Origin of the sequence: Synechocystis sp. CACIAM 05 (assembly GCF_010222815.1) — a bacterium.
Taxonomy (GTDB): Bacteria; Cyanobacteriota; Cyanobacteriia; order Cyanobacteriales; family Microcystaceae; genus Synechocystis.
Window position 1 is genome coordinate 438,266 of sequence record NZ_CP019225.1, and the last position, 16,881, is coordinate 455,146.

A 16,881-nucleotide genomic window follows, 5' to 3' on the forward strand; every position below is an offset into this window, starting at 1 on the left:
ATGATTAAACAAATTCTTCCCCATTGCCAGCGAGTTCACAAGAGGAAATAGTCCGATAACAATGCGTGTCATTCTGTGTGGTTACTACGGCCAAGACAATGCTGGGGATGAAGCCCTTTTAGTCTGTTTGCTGCAAATGCTTCCTGCGACGGTGGAGCCAGTGGTGCTCTCCGCCAATCCCCAGGTCACCACAGCGAGATACGGTGTTGAAGCCCACTACAACCGAGACTGGGGCAAAATTTGGCAGCTTTTGGGTCAATGTGACGGTTTTATCTGGGGGGGCGGCAGTTTGATGCAGGATGTGACCAGCGTGGTTAGTCCCCTATACTACGGTGGTTTGATGGCGATCGCCCAGATGCGGCGTTTAAAAACCATTGCCTGGGCCCAGGGCATTGGCCCCCTTAGAAGGCCGCCGTTGCGCTGGTTTACCCAACAGGTGCTCCGGGGTTGTAGCGGCATCAGCGTACGGGATCAAGTTTCTTTGCAATTAGTTAAACAATGGGACTTAAAGGCTTTTTTAGCGGCGGATCCGGTGTGGTCTTTAGCCGCTGAAAATGCGTCTTCTTCCCCCAGCCCTTTGCCCATGGTGGCGGTGAATTTGCGGGCCCATCCTTTGTTAACCTTGGAACGCTTGGCGGTCATTACCGAAGCCCTAAGGGATTTTCAACACCAGACCCAAACCCATGTGCGGCTCATTCCCCTACAAAAATCCCAGGATTTGGCCATTGCCGAAGCGATCGCCGTGGAATTGCCGGGGAGTCATGAAATTCTTTACCGCCCCGACCCCAGGGAATGTAAAGGTTTGTTCCGGGGGGCGGAATTCACCATTGGCATGCGGCTCCACAGTTTAATCATGGCCGCGGCGGAGGGCAGTGCCTGCTTTGCTCTGAGTTATGACCCTAAAGTTAGTCGTTTAATGGCAGAGGTGGGACTACCGGGCCGGGAATTGGCGGATTTACCCAGGGATAGCAACGAACTCAGCCAGGTTTGGCAGGGACATTTCCGGCAAAGACAACCCTCTACCGGGGTAGAGTTCTTGCAAAAATCTGCCCTTCAGCATCAAACTTTGTTGCAGAAAATTTTTGTTGACTAGCTTTTCGGGTGGGAGTGTGGTATCTATAATAGCCCGAGGCAAAACATTGCCTATTTCACCAGCCTTACTGCGGAACCTTAAGCTTTATTTAACTATTGCGGTGGTTCCAAAGCCCGAATATATCGCAAGATAGATTGCAAGCAGATGGGACTGTCCTAGGCTATTACATAACCTGTGGTCTGCCTGAATTTGTCTACGGGACTTCAGTCCTAGAATGGTTGCAAAGTTTTAGTTGCTCGGACTGGGCTCCATTGTTGCCCCTGGCCGAAACCGCCGATGTTTGGGTGTGTGGAATAAAAAGTTAGTCCTCCTATCCATTGTCATTCAGCGACGACGGAGTTGGACGGATTGTTGCAATGGCCGTAGTGAGAATTTTGGCTGAGCTTAGCTAGCCAACCCGAAATAGAGTCCAAATTTTATAAATTTTTTTCCGTCCCCCATGAGTCAAACTAACTACTATCAGAATCTTTTAAATTTTCTCCGCCAAGACCTTTCCCTGCCGGCAGAATCCCTGGCGATCGCCGAGCGCACCGCTTGCAACGCCATTGACAATAGTAACAATCTACCAATTATTCTCTGGCAGTATGGGCTAATTAGTTTGGAAGAATTAGACCGGATTTTCGACTGGCTAGAAAAGTTTTAGTAGGGCCATCGCCATGGCGACGATCGCCGAGATTAATGACAAACTCCGCCGGGGTAAAGCTACGGTTTGGACGGCAGAACAGGTGAAGGCCGGAGTGGCAGAACTGGGGGTGGCCAAGGTGGCGGCCATGGTAGACGTGGTTTGCACAGGGACTTTTGAACCAATGGAGTCCTCAGGGGCGGTGATCAACCTTGGACAAACGGACCCGCCGATTAAAATTCGTCAATGCTGGCTAGATGGCATTCCGGCCTACGCTGGCTTTGGAGCAGTGGATTTATATTTAGGAGCAACGGCGGCGGCGGATATTACCAACACTGGCGATAATCCCAACGAAGGGGACGGGGTGGCGGAAAGGGGCGGCGGCCATATCATTGAAGATCTCATTGCTGGTAAGAGTATTCCCCTGCGGGCTGTGGGCCAGGGCACCGACTGCTATCCCCGCACCACCTTAGAAACGGTGATTAGCACCGACCGCATTAATCAGTTTTACCTCTACAATCCCCGCAATCTTTACCAAAATTTTATCGTGGGCGTCAACGGTGGCGATCGCCTGTTATACACTTACCTGGGGCCCCTGCAACCCCGCTTGAGCAATGCGGTTTATTCCAACCCAGGCGCCATTGGTCCCCTGTTTAACGATCCCCTCCTCCAGGCGATCGGCATTGGCACCAAAATCTTCCTGGGGGGCGGTGTCGGTTACATTGCCTGGGAAGGCACCCAACATTTTCCTTTACAAAAACGTTTGCCCAACCACACCCCCATCGGCCCGGCGGCTACCCTAGCCCTCATTGGGGATGCCAAACAAATGGATGCCCATTGGGTGCGAGGTTGTTATCTGAAAAACTATGGTCCTTCTTTAATGTTGGGGGTGGGGGTGCCCATTCCTGTGTTGAATGAACAGGTAATTGAGCAATGTGCCGTCAAAGATGAGGACATTGTGGCTCCGGTGGTGGATTTTTCCATTCCCCGCCGGGTCAGACCCACCTTTGGTTTGGTTACCTACGGCCAGCTCAAAAGCGGCAAAATTACCATCGAAGGCAAAACGGTGCGGGTGGCTCCCCTGGCCAGCATTGCACGCTCCAGGGAAGTGGCGGAAACCCTCAAAGCTTGGCTAGACGCTGGCACCTTTGCCCTGACGGAACCAGTGGCTCCTCTGCCCACCGACCGCATGTTTCTCGCCCAGGACCCCATCGGCAATTTGTCGATTTAGGTTAACCATGGTTTGGTTTGAAAAAAATGAATTTTCCCTAGGGTGCAATTAAATCTTAGCTGAAATTAAGAATGCACCACCCGATGGTCTGGGTTAATTAAGCGGAAAAACTTTTGCTTCAACTGGCGATCGAACACCTCCCATTTGAGTTTGGTGTATTCCGCCTGGTCATTGCATCCCGTTAGGAAACCCACCGGAATTTCAAAGCCGCCGGCCATATCCCGGCCACCGCCATAGTAGCGCCCTGTACCATCAGTCCCCAAACTATCTTTTAAAAATTCATCGGGGTCTAGGGTCAACTTATTGGTGCGGAGGGAACCAATGACCAACTCAATATCATTGGCCCGGTCATGGACAATGCCGTAAACTAAGGCAGTGTGTACGTTCTCTTCCGTGACCAAAAAGTCCGCCGCTTGGGGAATAGCGTCCCGTTCTTCGTAGCGGAGATAACCCACCCCCGCCAAGGAAAAGTTATTTTGTACGACTCGGTTTTGCAAAGACCGCTCTATTACTTCCATCACCCGTTTGGAGCGGGCAGATTGTAACACCGCATTGAGTAACTGGGCATCATAAATGCGACTGAGGTAGGCTGCCGCCATAAACTCCGCTTCCTGGGCCTGGAGTAAATTAATGGTGTCGGAACGCAGGCCATGCATCAAGGCTGTGGCACATTTAACGTGGGCGGGGTTACTGCTGTTGAAATCCAACATGCCCCCCTGGAGATATTCAGTCAAAATGGTGGCGGTGGAACGACTGCTGGGACGAATATCCACAAAGGCACCCTCCGCTTCTACCTCATCCTGCGGACTATGGTGGTCAATGATCACCACAACGGGAATATCGGCTTCCTGTACTAAAGGCATCAGTTGACTATTGGTGCCCTGGCTATCCACCAACACACAGCCTTGGTAATCAGAGAGGTCAATATCCTTGAGCGTTTGCGGCCCCCAGCGTTTGGCGGGCAGGCCAGTTAATTTCACCAGGGCAATATTTTCCTGGTGGGAAAGGGTACCAGCATAGACAATTTCACACTGGATTTCGTACTGGGCTGCAATCAGTTGAAAGGCCCAGGCACTAGAAAGAGCGTCGGGGTCAGGAAAGTCCTGGATGACCAAAATCAACCGTTGCCCCCGGTGCCCTTCCAAGTGATGCTGGAGTTTGATAATTTGGGCGGTGTTAGCGGCGGGAATACGGGGAGAGACGACGTCGGCGGAGGCAATAGTCCTCTGGGCGCTGATCTGCTGAGGGGAAGAAACAATGCTGGATTCCGGGACAGAAAGACTGTTACCAGGCCGAGAGGAAACAGAAGCCATTGCCAAAAATTAGGATAGGAGAGGGTATTAAATAGATCATAACACTGAGTCCAAACGCCCCCATCCATGGGTGGAATTTGTCAGGTTCCGACCATTTTTCCCCTGGAGTGACAGAGGAAATTGTCAGCAAATAAATGGCTTACCGATGCTCACTAAATAGTTACCAAGGACTACTAAGCATGGTGAAGGATGCCCAGTAGTAAGGAGCCGAAAAATTCGTTTGCCCCAGATTGATTAGGGATGGGGGTAAGGCGATCGCCCCCCGGGAAATGCCCGATTGCTCCAGTTCAGCACTTAATTCTCCCCGGAGCATTTTTAGTTGGGCTTGGCGCAGGGCTTCGGCCTTGGTGGAAGTTTGACCCAATTGACGGTAGAACTCAGTCATCAGCACTAGGGTGGCAGCGTCATCTACGTTCCAAAAGCTGGCAACGGCCGATTTAACCCCGGCTTTGAGGGCTAGGCCAGCAAAACCTAGTTCCGCTTCGTCATCCCCGAGGGCGGTTTGGCAGGCACTGAGTACCAATAATTCCACTGCTGAAGATTGCCAGTTTATTTGACTGACTTTGCTTAAAGCCAATCTATCGTTCCAAAATTCAATGTAGGAGTTGGCTGGTTTACCGGAGCGGAAGGAAGAATGGGTGGCTAAATGAACAATGCTGGGACGTTTTTGTTCTAGCTCCTTTTGCAGGCGATCGAGGGTAAAATCCTGGTTGAGGAAGGTTTCTGCCTGCCAACGGTCTGCCGCCGGACGATTGATTGCCATTTCCCAGACAATATTTTCCAATTCCACTGGCACTGCCGGCAAAGGACTTTGGTCAGCAAACTCCGATGCCCCCATGGCCAAAATATTGCCGGGCTGGAGTGGTTTATAGTTACTGTCAATTAAATTGAAAGCCGGAATGTTGGTCAGGCTATATTTCTCCAGGAGATATTCCTCCCCATCAAATAGGGCCGCCATGGGTAAACCCCGCACCCCATTGCCCAGACAAAAGAGCAGGGTGTCAATGCCTTGGGCTTCTAGGGTTTCAGCATAGGGGGCAATAATCCATTGGTACAATTGCTGGGATGCCTCCCGGCGATTGACGGTTTGGGAGAGTTGCAATTCCCGCTGAAAAGTTGACACCACGGGCCTTAATACCGCCTCCGGTACGTTATATAAATCCACCACAATGGGGTCTAGGTCAGGGGTGACTAGTACTAAATGTAAAAATTCTTTTTCCGGAATAATCCACAACACTGCCGGTTTTTTGCCGGTTTCTGCCGTGATTTTTTGCAGAGTAAGGGCAATATCTTCTGGGGTTTGGGTCACTTCGGCCAGACTTTCACCAAAATAGGAGGCAAACTCCTGTTCCCGGGCTTTTTCCATGGCGACAATTTTTTCGCTCAGGGTTTGGGCAAAGGCGGGGGCTACACTGAAACTAGCCAAGGTCAATCCCATGCCCACCGCCATCAATTTGTTCAGCAAAGATCTCGACAAACCCCGGCGATCGCCAGAAGCTGATTGGCCCATAGCTCTGCTGTGTGTGGTAGTTTTCATTTTTAGTCCCCTTGGTTTGGGGCGATTCCTGATTAAGATTTTCTTTGACTGCGGTGGGAATCACGGCCCTTCAACGTTACTAGTTGATTTTCCCAGAAATTATGCCAATTCTGGAGATTCCTTTGTTATCTTCGTAGGTAATTAGAAAATTCTATAAACCCAGCCCTTACCATCATAATGTCGGAACTTAGCCTGGCCCATCAGGATTACCCCGTTGACGACCTCGAACAATTATTAAGTATTCTGCCCAAACCCATCCAAGCCATCATCGCCGAACACCCCCAGCGGCAACAGTTAGTGGAAGTGGTCATGGACCTAGGACGCTTACCGGAAGCCCGTTTTCCCGGCACTGCAGTCTATTTGGGCCATGAACCGATCGCCAAGGAGGATTTACAGTACGCCATTGACCGGGTGGGGCTATTTAGCAGTGATAACCGGGCGGGCATTGAAAGGACTCTGCACCGCATCAGTGCCATCCGCAACCGCACCAACGAAATTATCGGCTTGACCTGTCGGGTAGGCCGGGCGGTGTTCGGCACCATTAACCTCATCCAAGACCTGGTGGAAACAGGGGAATCGTTACTGCTGCTCGGGCGACCGGGGGTGGGAAAAACCACTGCCCTACGGGAAATTGCCCGGGTACTAGCGGATGATTTGCACAAACGGGTGGTGATCATCGACACTTCCAACGAAATTGCTGGGGACGGGGACATTCCCCATCCGGCGATCGGTCGGGCCCGGAGAATGCAGGTGGCTAGGCCAGAACTGCAACATCAGGTGATGATCGAGGCAGTGGAAAACCATATGCCGGAAGTGATTGTCATCGATGAAATCGGTACGGAATTGGAAGCTTTAGCCGCCCGCACCATTGCCGAACGGGGAGTACAACTAGTCGGTACAGCCCACGGTAACCGTCTAGAAAATTTGATTAAAAATCCCACCCTTTCCGACCTGGTGGGGGGTATTCAGGCAGTGACTCTTGGGGATGACGAAGCCCGGCGGCGGGGTTCCCAAAAAACCGTGCTGGAAAGGAAAGCTCCCCCGACTTTTTCCATGGCGGTGGAAATGTTGGAGCGGCAAAAATGGACCATCCACAGCGATGTGGCCTTGACCATTGATAATCTGTTGCGGGGCCGGCCTCCGGTGGAACAGTTGCGGTATATGAATGAGCAAGGGGAGCTACAAATTGAAACGGTGGAAGCCCAGCCCCAGGAAAGAATGCCCCAACCGCCTCCCTATTTTTCCTTGGGTTTAGTGGACGATCGCCAGTTGCGCCCCAGGCCCACAGGTTTACGTTCCACGGGACGAATGAAACCCCAAGCCCCCATCCATGCCAACGCTGACCAAGTGCGAGATTTTGAGCGGTTACTGGAGCAGTCCTGGCAACAGTGGGAAGGGGATGATGAACCAAAGATCCGGGTGCCGGGGCCCAACGGCGAAGATTTACCCGTTTATGTTTATCCCTATGGCGTCGGGCGATCGCAGTTAGACCAGGTGATTGATATCTTGCAATTACCAGTGGCCGTCACTAAAGATGTCCACCAAGCGGATGCGGTGTTGGCCCTGCGTTCCCACGTCAAGGGCAACCAAAAATTACGACAGATGGCCAAGGGCATCCAGGTGCCTATTTATGGAGTTAAATCCAACACCATTCCCCAAATTAGCCGGGCCCTGAAACGGATTTTGGGCATGGATGAACCCCACAAAGCCGAAGCGGCGGATCTACGTTTGTTCACCCGCAGTGGCAGTAACGATGAATTGGAAGCACTAGAGGAAGCCAGGTTAGCAGTGGAGCAAATTGTCATTCCCACAGGGCAACCAGTGGAACTGCTACCCCGATCGCCCCATGTGCGGAAAATGCAACACGAACTGGTGGAACATTACCGTTTGCAATCGGATAGTTTTGGGGATGAACCGAACCGTCGCCTAAGGATTTATCCTGCTTAGTTCAGTTAATAATTGGGCTGTGGCCTGGGTGGGATTGGTGGCCTCCATGATGGCCCGGACGATCGCCACCTGGGTTGCCCCGGCCTCCATCACTTCCCCTAAGTTCTCCCCGTCAATGCCGCCAATGGCAAACCAAGGCACCAGAGAGTTGGTGGCCGCATACTGTACATATTCCAAACCGGCGGGTTTTTTCCCAGCTTTAGTGGGGGTAGCATACACGGGGCCCACGCCAATGTAGTCTGCTCCTTCGGCGATCGCCTTGACCATTTCTTCTGGATTGGTGGTGGAGCGACCAATGATTTTATCAGGGCCCAATAGTTGACGAGCCACCGCTATGGGTAAATCCTGCTGTCCCAAATGCACGCCATCGGCATCCACCGCCAGGGCTAAATCCACCCGGTCGTTGACTAGAAACAGCACTTCATACTGTCGGCACAATTCTCGTAAATTCTTGGCCCGTTGCCACCGCAGCCGATCCTCCGTATCTTTATCCCGGTACTGGACTAACTTTAATCCCCCTTGCAGAGCCGCTTCCACTGTAGCTAGCAGATTTTCCTGGGGAGAAGTGACTAGGTAAAGGGAACATTGTTGCAATCTTTGTACTAATTTGGATCCCAACAACCCACTTTCCAAGGCATAAACCCGATAGCGTAAATGCTTACAACAGGCTCCCATGGCCGGGTCTCGCAGTTTGCCGTACTCCTCCAGCACCCTTAACGCCTCTTCTACCCGACAGAGATTGGCTTGTAACAGAGCTCGCACATCAGTACGCAGAGCTTCCTGGGCATGGGTCAACTGGGTGCCCACATCATTAGAGGTGTCCCGGGCCGCCCGCAGATCATCCTGGTGCCAGGGTGCCAGGGCTTGCCGCAGTTGTTTACATTCCTCTGCCAATTCCCGATTTTCCAGGGCAAAACGACACCATTCCTCCACTGTCCGCAACCCTTCCCGGGCCCGGTTCAAATTGGCATCCAAAATTCTGGCGATCGCCGTGGGGGAAGCTTGTTGCATCTGTTTAACTTAGATAGGAAAAAAGGAGATTTTTGCCATATTTGCCCCTCAAATTGACACAAAGGCAACTCTTTTGGCCAAATCCAGCAAAATTTTGCAATTAAACGACAAAATCATCAACAAACCACTGATTTTGTTCCAGCAGGGGCATCCACCACGGTGGATTTACTAGGCTTGGACTTTAAACCCTCGGCCATGGCTTCAATGAAAGCGGACACCCGGATGGGGTCAATGGCTTCGTTAATATTGCCGTGACGTTTGAGGGAACTGGCCACAATCACCCCATTGGCCGCCTGGATTAACTGACCAATATTGTCCTCGTCTGCCCCACTGCCAATGAAAACTGGAGTGCCCTTGGCGGCGTTGGTAGCTAACTCCAGATCTTCCAAATTGGGAGGACTGCCGGTGGCCCAGCCAGAGAGAATAATGCCATCGGCCAAGCCCCGCTCAATGGTGTCGGTAACAGCGGTGGTTAAATTAGGCGTACCCAAGGGTCGGGCGTGTTTAACCAGCACATCGGCCAAAATGGCCACATCACTGCCCAATTCCCGCCGATAGCGCAATAGTTCATGGGCGTTGCCTTCGATTAAACCTTGATCCGTGGCCATCACCCCCGTGAGCACATTAACCCGGATAAATTTTGCCCCCACGCAACTGGCGATCGCCAAGGCACTATGGGCATCATTACGCAAAACATTGATCCCCACCGGGGCCACCACCAAATTTTGCAGGCGATCGACAATTAAGGTCATGGCGCTGACCACCGCTGGATCTACCCTTTGTTTGGGAAAAGGGGCATCGAAAAAGTTTTCCACAATAATGCCATCCACCCCCCCAGCGGCAAGGGCCGTGGCTTCTTGTTCCGCTCGCTCAATGACGGCGGTGAGATTGCCTCCCCAACGGGCCGAAGTTGGCAATGGTAGGAGGTGTACAACGCCAATAACAGGATTATGGGTCTGAAAAGTTTGAAATAAATCCACTGCACTCAATCCTAAACGCCCCTGGGTGCCGGTCGGGCCCTCGTTGTCCAAGACAGGCGGGTTGTAAATTAAACAAAGCTAAGCCAATTAAGAATTGTACCCTACCAGGGAAATTGACCGGGGGCCGGTTTCACCGCTCAGGGTATGATTTAGGGGATATGGCAGAATTAATTGTTGACCTGAGGTTGTAGCTCAGACGGATAGAGCAAGCGCCTCCTAAGCGCTGGGCCGCCGGTTCGACTCCGGCCAACCTCGCTTCCTGTCTATCATTTTCCCTTTGCTGTCGACGTTTACTTCCCTAAACCATGAGAAAAAGACTCACCCGTTTCCTTTCCCTGGCCCTGGTGCTGGGCCTACTCTGGTTTGGCACCGCCGCCTGCGCCAGTCAACCCCCTTCCCAATTTGACCAGGCCCAACAGGAGAGTACCCAACGGGGCGCCGATGCGGTCACAAAAGAATCCACCAAGGGAGGAGAATTTAACGTCTTTTTCCCCCAAGCTGAAGGGGAATATGAGCGAGTTTTTGCCCAGGAAAAACAAGGCTTTGCGGAAATTAAGCTCAAGCAAAATGGTCAAGATGTGGCAGTGATGTCCATCAATGACGTCAAAAATAATCCCACCGCAGCGGATAAATTTAAGGCCAGCACTCAAGACATCGACGGTTTTCCCCTGGTGCAACAGGGTACCACTGCTACTGCCCTATTGGTGGGCGATCGCTATCAGGTCAAAGTGTTATCTCGATCGCCGTCGTTTACCCCCCAGGACCGGGAAGCATGGTTAGGTCGATTTGACCTCAAGGGGCTAGAAAATTTGAGCGCCAGAAATTAAAACTGTTTGTAAAGTTGCCCCACCATAGTCAAGCGATTAAATAGGAGTTTTTCCTGTGAGTAAGCCGATTTTTAAATTAGTAGATGACCTGCCTACGGGCGGGTTGACGGTGATGTTGCTCAATTCCCTCGATTTTGTCGTGCCTGGGCAATGGGAGAATTTGGTCGGTTTTGAAAATACGATCAAAAAGGTGACTGGGGAAACAGATCCCGCTTTGGTTAAACAGATTGGCGATCGGGCAGTGTGGTTGTTTAACGATAAGTCCCAGGGCTATCAAAATGCCCTTTGGCTTTATCAAACCGTGGACTCCACCGACAGTGCGCTGGGGGCGGCAGCCTTGGCTAATAAGGTGGGGGAAAGTGTTAATTTTCTCGGCTTTTTAAATAAAATCACCCCCAATCCCCAAAAGGCCCAGGCCATTGATCTGTCGATTAAATTAGTGGCGGAGTTGGTAGCTTTTTGCCAAATTAATGGTATTCCGGGCAACAGCATTGGTGATTTTGTCCGTTCCCTGACGGATTACAGTGGCGAGTCCTTGATCCGCATGGCGGCCCTGATTAGCTTTGATGGCATTATTCCCTTTGGCCCTAGCTTTGTTTTAACCACCATGGACTTTTTGGAAAAGTTGACCCCCAAAGAGTTGGAGCAAAATCAGACTTTTAACAAAATTAAGCCCCTCATTCCCGGCAACAGCACCAGCAGTCAACTGGATTTTATCGGCGAAAGTTTTGGTTCTGTGCAGGGCTGGATGACTAGTTTTGTCGGCGATCGCCAGCTTACGCGGGAGAAGTTGCTGGGGAAACTGCGGAATTTCATGGAGGTGACGGAGGATAAAATGGATTACCTGGCCGCCTTCATTGATATGTCCACCAATTACTACGAGCATACGGGCATTCAAACCCTGGCCCACCGTTTAATTGAGCGGGCGGTGGCAGAAATTTAACCCCAAGCTCTTATAGCTTGTTTGCAAAGTTGTATTTTGCCCTCTAAATCCCCCAATACTGGGGGACTTTTGATACTTTCCCCCCAAACTTGGGGGGTTAGGGGGGCTTTTAAAACAGACTCTCATAAGCAAACCCATGGCCAAAAAACTACTACTGGTGGGGGGAGGCCATAGCCATGCTTTGGTGCTCAAGCATTGGTGTCGCCGTCCCCTGGCTGGTGTGGAATTAACCCTTGTCAGCGACGTTAGACAAACCCCCTATTCCGGTATGTTGCCGGGGTATTTAGCTGGTTTTTACTCCTACGCCGAAAGTCACATTGATTTAGCTCCCCTCTGTGCTTCAGCCGGAGCAATTTTTGTTCAAGATAAGGCGATCGCTGTTAACCCGGAGCAGAATTTATTAACCACTGCCCAGGGGAAACAATTAAGCTTTGATTGCCTTTCCCTTGACATTGGTAGTACCCCATTTATTGATGATATTGCCGGAGCAGAGTATGGCATTACCGCTAAGCCAGTACCTCAATTTTTAACCGCTTGGCAGGCTTTATTGGAAAACATCGACCAGAATCGACCGAAAAAAGTAACTTTGGCGATCGCCGGGGGAGGGGCAGGGGGAGTGGAGTTAGCATTTAATCTACAAGCCCGTTTGACTCAGCTTTTCCCGGCCATGGCATTGGATATGCAAATTTGGCAACGGGGAAAAACCCTTTTACTCCACCACAGTATTCAAGCAAGGAGATTGATTGACAGACTATTAGCCAAGAAAAATATTTCTGTGTTGTTAGACAATCCCGTCACCAGCATTGAGCCTGAGTTTTCCCCCGATGACAATCCATTAACCTGTTACAAACTTTGGAGTAATGACCATGGGCAGTCAGTAAATGCCGTATTTTTAGTTACCCAAGCTAGCCCAGCCCCGTGGTTAGTCCCATCCGGTTTAAGCCTAGATGGCCGGGGCTTTGTGTCAGTCAAACCAACGTTGCAAAGCTATTCCCATGGCCATATTTTTGCGGCCGGGGATGTGGCCACTATGATCGATCATCCGCGGCCTAAAGCGGGGGTGTTTGCGGTGCGTCAGGGAAAACCATTGTTTGATAATTTGCAACGATTTTTCCTAAGTAAAACCCCTAAGCCATTCATTCCCCAATCCCAGTATTTGAGTTTGTTGGGCACCGGAGATGGCAAGGCGATCGCCCTTTGGGGGCCCTGGGCTAGTTACGGCCACTGTTGGTGGCGACTTAAGGACTATATTGACCGCCAATTTATGGCTGGATTTTCTGCGTAACGCTGAGTGAACTCAGCCAGAGTAAAATAAATGGCTAGACAGGTTTTGATAGACAAAAATCAATTAAAACTAGATTCTGACTAAATCGTTGCAAGGAGCTGAAAAATATTGCCATCAACAACCCCCAAGCCCAATCAAGGCTGGATTTACACTGACCGAGTCAACCCTAAAGCCGCTGGCCAGACAGTGCTGGACTTCTACTCCCAACGCTATCTCCACTCTGATCGCCAAGCTTGGCAGGAACGCATTGAGCAGGGGCAGATTGAAGTGGATGGTAAAGCCGTTGATCCCACCTATCCTTTGCAAGCGGGGCAGACCCTCACTTATTGGCGATCGCCCTGGGTGGAACCGGAAGTACCTTTGCAATTGCCAATTTTGTATCGAGACGAAGACCTCTGGGCTATTGATAAACCCTCAGGATTGCCGGTATTACCGGGGGGAGATTTTGTCTACCACACCGTTTTGGAACAACTAAAAATCCAATATCCCCAGGAGTCCTTGTTTCCTCTCCACCGTTTGGGCACGGGCACTTCAGGATTGTTGCTTCTCGGTCGATCTCCCCTGGGCCGGCGGGAGCTTAGTCGTCAATTTCGGGAACATATTTGCCGCAAAATTTACCGCACCATCATCGGTTCCTGTACTTTGCCGGAACAATTTGAATGCCACCAGGCGATCGGGAAAATTCCCTACCCCCAACTGGGATATATCTACGCCGCTAGCTCCCACGGCAAACCAGCCCAAAGTTACGGTCGCATTTTAGCCCGCTCCCCGGAAAAAACCTGGCTAGAAGTGGAAATTCGCACTGGTCGCCCCCACCAAATTCGCATCCATTTGGCTAGTTTAGGCTATCCCTTACTTGGCGATCGCCTCTACGGCCCCGGTGGAGTCCCCATCAATTGCCGAACTGCCCGGCCCAGTGATGGCGGCTACACCCTCCATAGTTACCAATTGGGTTTTCTCCATCTCCATACCCAACAGGCCATAAAATTAACTGCCCCCTTACCTCCCGAACTCATCACCCCAGAAGTTAAGACTATTGCCCTGGAAACTGAAAAGCATTGATGAGAAGTGATGGAAAAAATCAGATACCTGAAATCAATCTTGGGTGGATTCAGGCGTATAAAGCTAGGTAAAGTGTTTTATTAAGTTCCTTTAAGTTAGGCAAAGTTTGGACTAATTCTAGCGGCTATAAATCTTACTAGTAAGGCATTTTGCGTCTTTACCAAGCCTAATTCTTATCAGTGCCATGGAGAGAATATATGGCCTTGCCCTGACTATTTCACTTTTCAGTGTGTCATCCGATACTGACCATGACCACCGACGATGGATAGGATAAAACCAATTTAAATTCGGTAAATCATTATTTCAACCAATGAAACCGACTTATTTCATTGGCCACTGCCCCTTACTGGAGATCTTGTCCGTAGTTCAATACAGAATTGCGGATAACGCAAACACAAAAACGATTTGTGCATGTATATCTCCAAATTGTGGACCAATGGTGTCAAATGTTACGGATAGTTAAGGGTTAGTTAGTTAGCCTCAACTTAAGTTAATCAAAATTGACAAACGAGTATAAGTCGCAATGATGTATCTCCCCGTCAGCGCTGATTATCAATCCATTGCCCCGCGCCCTTGAATTTGTTACAATTCTTAACAGTGACTTAATAATCTCTTAAGAATCTTGGTGTAAAGTCTTAAGAAAATCTTAAGGTTTTCTCCTCCCCCGGAGTCATCCCTATCGAATCCTGGAAGATCTATGTTTATATTTCCACGCTTTCCCCGGTCCTTATCTGAGAATGGTTTTTCTCAGCATGGGACTGCCCCTCCCGCCGCCCCAGAGGAGAGCAATAGTTCTTTGGAACGTAAACAATATATTAAGCGGGCCCTAACTAAAGCGGTTACTGAAGGTGGATTCAGGCTTGATTTCCAACCCCAATGGGATGGGCAGGGAATTAATTTGGTGGGGGTAGAGGCCCTAGTCCGTTGGCAAGATCCTAAGTTAGGCAATGTTCCTCCCGCAGAATTCATTCCCATAGCGGAGGAAACGGGACTGGTGACAGCCATTGGCGAGTGGGTGTTGGACACAGCTTGTCGTCAATATAAAATTTGGCAAGCCCAGGGGGTACCGGCCTTTTTGTTGGGCGTGAATTTATCCTTGCAACAGTTGCAAAAAGCTGACTTTGCCGAGACAGTCCGGTGCATTCTGGAGGAAACGAACATGCCCCCAGCCCAACTTCAGTTGGAGGTGACCGAAGGATTAATTTTTCGAGATTTGCAGCACACTATTGGGGTGCTCCGGGATCTGCAACGACTGGGAGTGCATTTGGCGATCGACGATTTTGGCACTGGTTACTCTTCCCTGTCCGTGCTGAAGGAACTTCCTGTCCACACGCTAAAAATCGACAAATCTTTTTTAGAGGATCTGGAGACGCACCAAAAGGCGGAAGTTATCATCGAAAGTATTATCAACCTCGGTCAGCGTTTACAGTTGGTTGTGGTGGCGGAGGGCGTAGAAACGGAAAGCCAACTCCATTTACTGCAATCTTTACGGTGTGATGTACTCCAGGGTTTTTTCTTCAGTTGTCCCCTAAGTGAAGACAAGATGACCCACTATCTCCACCATTGTTGTTCCGCTAAAACTTTGAGCCAGGCGATCGCCTCCTATTAGGCTTTAGGCTGGCAAAATTGCGGCCATCGACTCCTTTGTTCATATCTAGCCATATCAATATTAGTTTATAACTTAAGATTACTATGACTGCTTTGATCTTGCCTTTTTTTGAGGATCGTACCATGGCCGATAAATTACAGAGTCCTGGGCTCCAAAAATTCCAAGATAATGGGACTAAACGAGCAATTCCTCGGGAGTTGTTAGAACAGTTAACAGCGGATAAATTCACTGGTCAACTGGTGATCCGTAATCCCTTTGATGAATTTGTTGATTGGCAAATTTACCTGGGTAACGGCAAGATTCATTTTGCTAATAGTGCGGTGGGCAATGGTAAGCGCCTAAATTATATGTTGGGTAAATTGTTCCAGCATAGTCATCTCCAACTACCGACTGGATTGGAAAGTGACTACAACTATATCTGTGATTTATGGAAGAGAAAATATTTTTCTTTTCAGCAAACTCGGTCAGTGTTGACTCAGTTTACCCAGGAAGCTTTGGTTCAAGCCCTTTCCCTACCCAAAACTGAATATAAATTGGAGCCTAATAACAAGCTCAGACATCTTTTCTTAAACCTAAATTTAGAGCAGGCTGTGGGTCCCATCGAGAAGAAAGTCGACTATTGGTGGGAGTTGCGCTCGGAAATCAATTCTCCTTTTCAACGGCCTTTAGTGCAGGATATGCGGAAATTACGGGGAGTTCTAACGAAAGCTAATTTTCAAACCACGGAAGAATTTTGGAAAGTTTTTCAACAAAGTTTAGAAAATTTACACTGTCTTTATGACATTGCCAGTGCCACTAAACTGAGCACTCTCCAGTTAGCGATCTCCATGCGGAACTTAATCAAAGCAGGGGATATCACCATGCTTCCCTACCAAGAAATTGCCATTGATAACCGCCCCTTAGTGGTTACTGTGGACGAAAACCAAGCCCATCAGCACATTGTCGAATATACATTAGAAAAAAGCGGTTATCGAGTTAACACCATCACCGATCCATTTAAGGCTTTGGCTTCCCTCCAAGGTCAAAATCCTGATTTAATTTTGATTAATGCTGACATGGAGAAAATGGATGGCTACCAATTGGCTTCTCTTTGTCGCAAATCTCCCCAGCTTAAGCGAGTGCCGATTGTATTAATGGTGGAAAGTGACAATTTGGTTCATAATATCAGGGCCAAAATGTCTGGGGTGAATGATAACTTATCCAAGCCTTTTTTGCCCCAGGATTTATTACTGAAAGTCAAAAACAACTTGCGGGAAATGGCCGCGGTCTAGGGCCAGGAATAATCAGAAAATCACTAAATTAATTTTAATCTTTTGACCTGGCTAGAATTCCAGTTTTTCTGTGATTAAAACCTTAGACTATATGGAGTTAAGGGTAATTTCTATGACCTGTAGTAACTAACGTAAAAGAGAACTGCTCCT

The 16,881-nt window shown here is 49.7% G+C and carries 14 protein-coding genes and 1 tRNA gene; 11 read left to right on the top strand and 4 right to left on the bottom strand.

From position 1 onward, the window contains the following. The first annotated feature begins 61 nt into the window (after nt 1-61). The 3 genes from csaB to BWK47_RS02095 all read left to right on the top strand — a co-directional run bounded on the left by csaB (nt 62) and on the right by BWK47_RS02095 (nt 2,946). Nucleotides 62-1,093, top strand: a complete 1,032-nt coding sequence (gene csaB, locus BWK47_RS02085; protein WP_162327389.1) for a polysaccharide pyruvyl transferase CsaB — start codon at nt 62-64, stop codon at nt 1,091-1,093. A gap of 439 nt (nt 1,094-1,532) precedes the next feature. Beyond that, nucleotides 1,533-1,736 (top strand): DUF2949 domain-containing protein, encoded by a 204-nt coding sequence (locus BWK47_RS02090; RefSeq protein WP_010871606.1) that lies wholly within the window; start codon nt 1,533-1,535, stop codon nt 1,734-1,736. A gap of 13 nt (nt 1,737-1,749) precedes the next feature. Next, nucleotides 1,750-2,946 (top strand): homocysteine biosynthesis protein, encoded by a 1,197-nt coding sequence (locus BWK47_RS02095; protein ID WP_162327390.1) that lies wholly within the window; start codon nt 1,750-1,752, stop codon nt 2,944-2,946. Between the two features lie 65 nt (nt 2,947-3,011). On the opposite strand, the gene BWK47_RS02100 is transcribed toward BWK47_RS02095, so the two are convergent. Next, on the bottom strand, nt 3,012-4,259 hold the full coding sequence (locus BWK47_RS02100) for a DHH family phosphoesterase (RefSeq protein ID WP_162327391.1): 1,248 nt from the start codon (nt 4,257-4,259) through the stop codon (nt 3,012-3,014). A gap of 160 nt (nt 4,260-4,419) precedes the next feature. Then, nucleotides 4,420-5,796, bottom strand: a complete 1,377-nt coding sequence (locus BWK47_RS02105) for a CHAT domain-containing protein (RefSeq protein WP_162327392.1) — start codon at nt 5,794-5,796, stop codon at nt 4,420-4,422. Between the two features lie 177 nt (nt 5,797-5,973). Between BWK47_RS02105 and BWK47_RS02110 the strand changes: the two genes are divergently transcribed. Further along, a complete protein-coding gene (locus BWK47_RS02110; RefSeq protein WP_162327393.1) occupies nt 5,974-7,743 on the top strand; it encodes a R3H domain-containing nucleic acid-binding protein in 1,770 nt (589 codons plus the stop codon). Here the strand turns inward: BWK47_RS02110 and BWK47_RS02115 are convergent. After that, complete coding sequence (locus BWK47_RS02115) at nt 7,723-8,754, bottom strand: thiamine phosphate synthase (RefSeq protein WP_162327394.1); 1,032 nt, start codon at nt 8,752-8,754, stop codon at nt 7,723-7,725. The two genes, BWK47_RS02110 and BWK47_RS02115, sit on opposite strands and share 21 nt — an antisense overlap. 116 nt (nt 8,755-8,870) lie before the next feature. Then, nucleotides 8,871-9,734, bottom strand: a complete 864-nt coding sequence (gene btpA / locus BWK47_RS02120) for a photosystem I biogenesis protein BtpA (RefSeq protein WP_162329582.1) — start codon at nt 9,732-9,734, stop codon at nt 8,871-8,873. 181 nt (nt 9,735-9,915) lie between these two features. Here btpA and BWK47_RS02125 point away from each other — a divergent pair. The 7 genes from BWK47_RS02125 (at nt 9,916) to BWK47_RS02155 (ending at nt 16,731) form a co-directional block, all read left to right on the top strand. Further along, a tRNA-Arg gene (locus tag BWK47_RS02125) sits at nt 9,916-9,989 on the top strand. A gap of 50 nt (nt 9,990-10,039) precedes the next feature. Then, nucleotides 10,040-10,561, top strand: coding sequence for a hypothetical protein (locus BWK47_RS02130; protein ID WP_162327395.1), 522 nt, complete (start codon nt 10,040-10,042; stop codon nt 10,559-10,561). A gap of 55 nt (nt 10,562-10,616) precedes the next feature. Continuing rightward, nucleotides 10,617-11,504 (top strand): hypothetical protein, encoded by an 888-nt coding sequence (locus BWK47_RS02135; RefSeq protein WP_162327396.1) that lies wholly within the window; start codon nt 10,617-10,619, stop codon nt 11,502-11,504. Nucleotides 11,505-11,640: 136 nt separating this feature from the next. Beyond that, nucleotides 11,641-12,789, top strand: coding sequence for an FAD-dependent oxidoreductase (locus tag BWK47_RS02140; RefSeq protein ID WP_162327397.1), 1,149 nt, complete (start codon nt 11,641-11,643; stop codon nt 12,787-12,789). 108 nt (nt 12,790-12,897) lie between these two features. Continuing rightward, nucleotides 12,898-13,851 (top strand): RluA family pseudouridine synthase, encoded by a 954-nt coding sequence (locus BWK47_RS02145; protein ID WP_162327398.1) that lies wholly within the window; start codon nt 12,898-12,900, stop codon nt 13,849-13,851. A 697-nt stretch (nt 13,852-14,548) separates the two neighbouring features. Then, nucleotides 14,549-15,460 carry a putative bifunctional diguanylate cyclase/phosphodiesterase gene (locus BWK47_RS02150; RefSeq protein WP_162327399.1) on the top strand — a complete coding sequence of 304 codons (912 nt, stop codon included), beginning with the start codon at nt 14,549-14,551 and terminating at the stop codon, nt 15,458-15,460. A gap of 83 nt (nt 15,461-15,543) precedes the next feature. Further along, nucleotides 15,544-16,731, top strand: coding sequence for a response regulator (locus BWK47_RS02155; protein ID WP_162327400.1), 1,188 nt, complete (start codon nt 15,544-15,546; stop codon nt 16,729-16,731). The last annotated feature ends 150 nt before the right edge of the window (nt 16,732-16,881 follow it).

Bases quoted from the DNA above. Each gene is read 5' to 3' on its own strand.
- BWK47_RS02105 (WP_162327392.1), bottom strand. From the start codon at position 5,796: ATGAAAACTACCACACACAGCAGAGCTATGGGCCAATCAGCTTCTGGC.
- BWK47_RS02140 (WP_162327397.1), top strand. From the start codon at position 11,641: ATGGCCAAAAAACTACTACTGGTGGGGGGAGGCCATAGCCATGCTTTG.
- BWK47_RS02100 (WP_162327391.1), bottom strand. From the start codon at position 4,259: ATGGCTTCTGTTTCCTCTCGGCCTGGTAACAGTCTTTCTGTCCCGGAA.
- BWK47_RS02155 (WP_162327400.1), top strand. From the start codon at position 15,544: ATGACTGCTTTGATCTTGCCTTTTTTTGAGGATCGTACCATGGCCGAT.
- csaB (WP_162327389.1), top strand. From the start codon at position 62: ATGCGTGTCATTCTGTGTGGTTACTACGGCCAAGACAATGCTGGGGAT.
- BWK47_RS02130 (WP_162327395.1), top strand. From the start codon at position 10,040: ATGAGAAAAAGACTCACCCGTTTCCTTTCCCTGGCCCTGGTGCTGGGC.
- BWK47_RS02115 (WP_162327394.1), bottom strand. From the start codon at position 8,754: ATGCAACAAGCTTCCCCCACGGCGATCGCCAGAATTTTGGATGCCAAT.
- BWK47_RS02095 (WP_162327390.1), top strand. From the start codon at position 1,750: ATGGCGACGATCGCCGAGATTAATGACAAACTCCGCCGGGGTAAAGCT.
- BWK47_RS02110 (WP_162327393.1), top strand. From the start codon at position 5,974: ATGTCGGAACTTAGCCTGGCCCATCAGGATTACCCCGTTGACGACCTC.
- BWK47_RS02150 (WP_162327399.1), top strand. From the start codon at position 14,549: ATGTTTATATTTCCACGCTTTCCCCGGTCCTTATCTGAGAATGGTTTT.
- BWK47_RS02090 (WP_010871606.1), top strand. From the start codon at position 1,533: ATGAGTCAAACTAACTACTATCAGAATCTTTTAAATTTTCTCCGCCAA.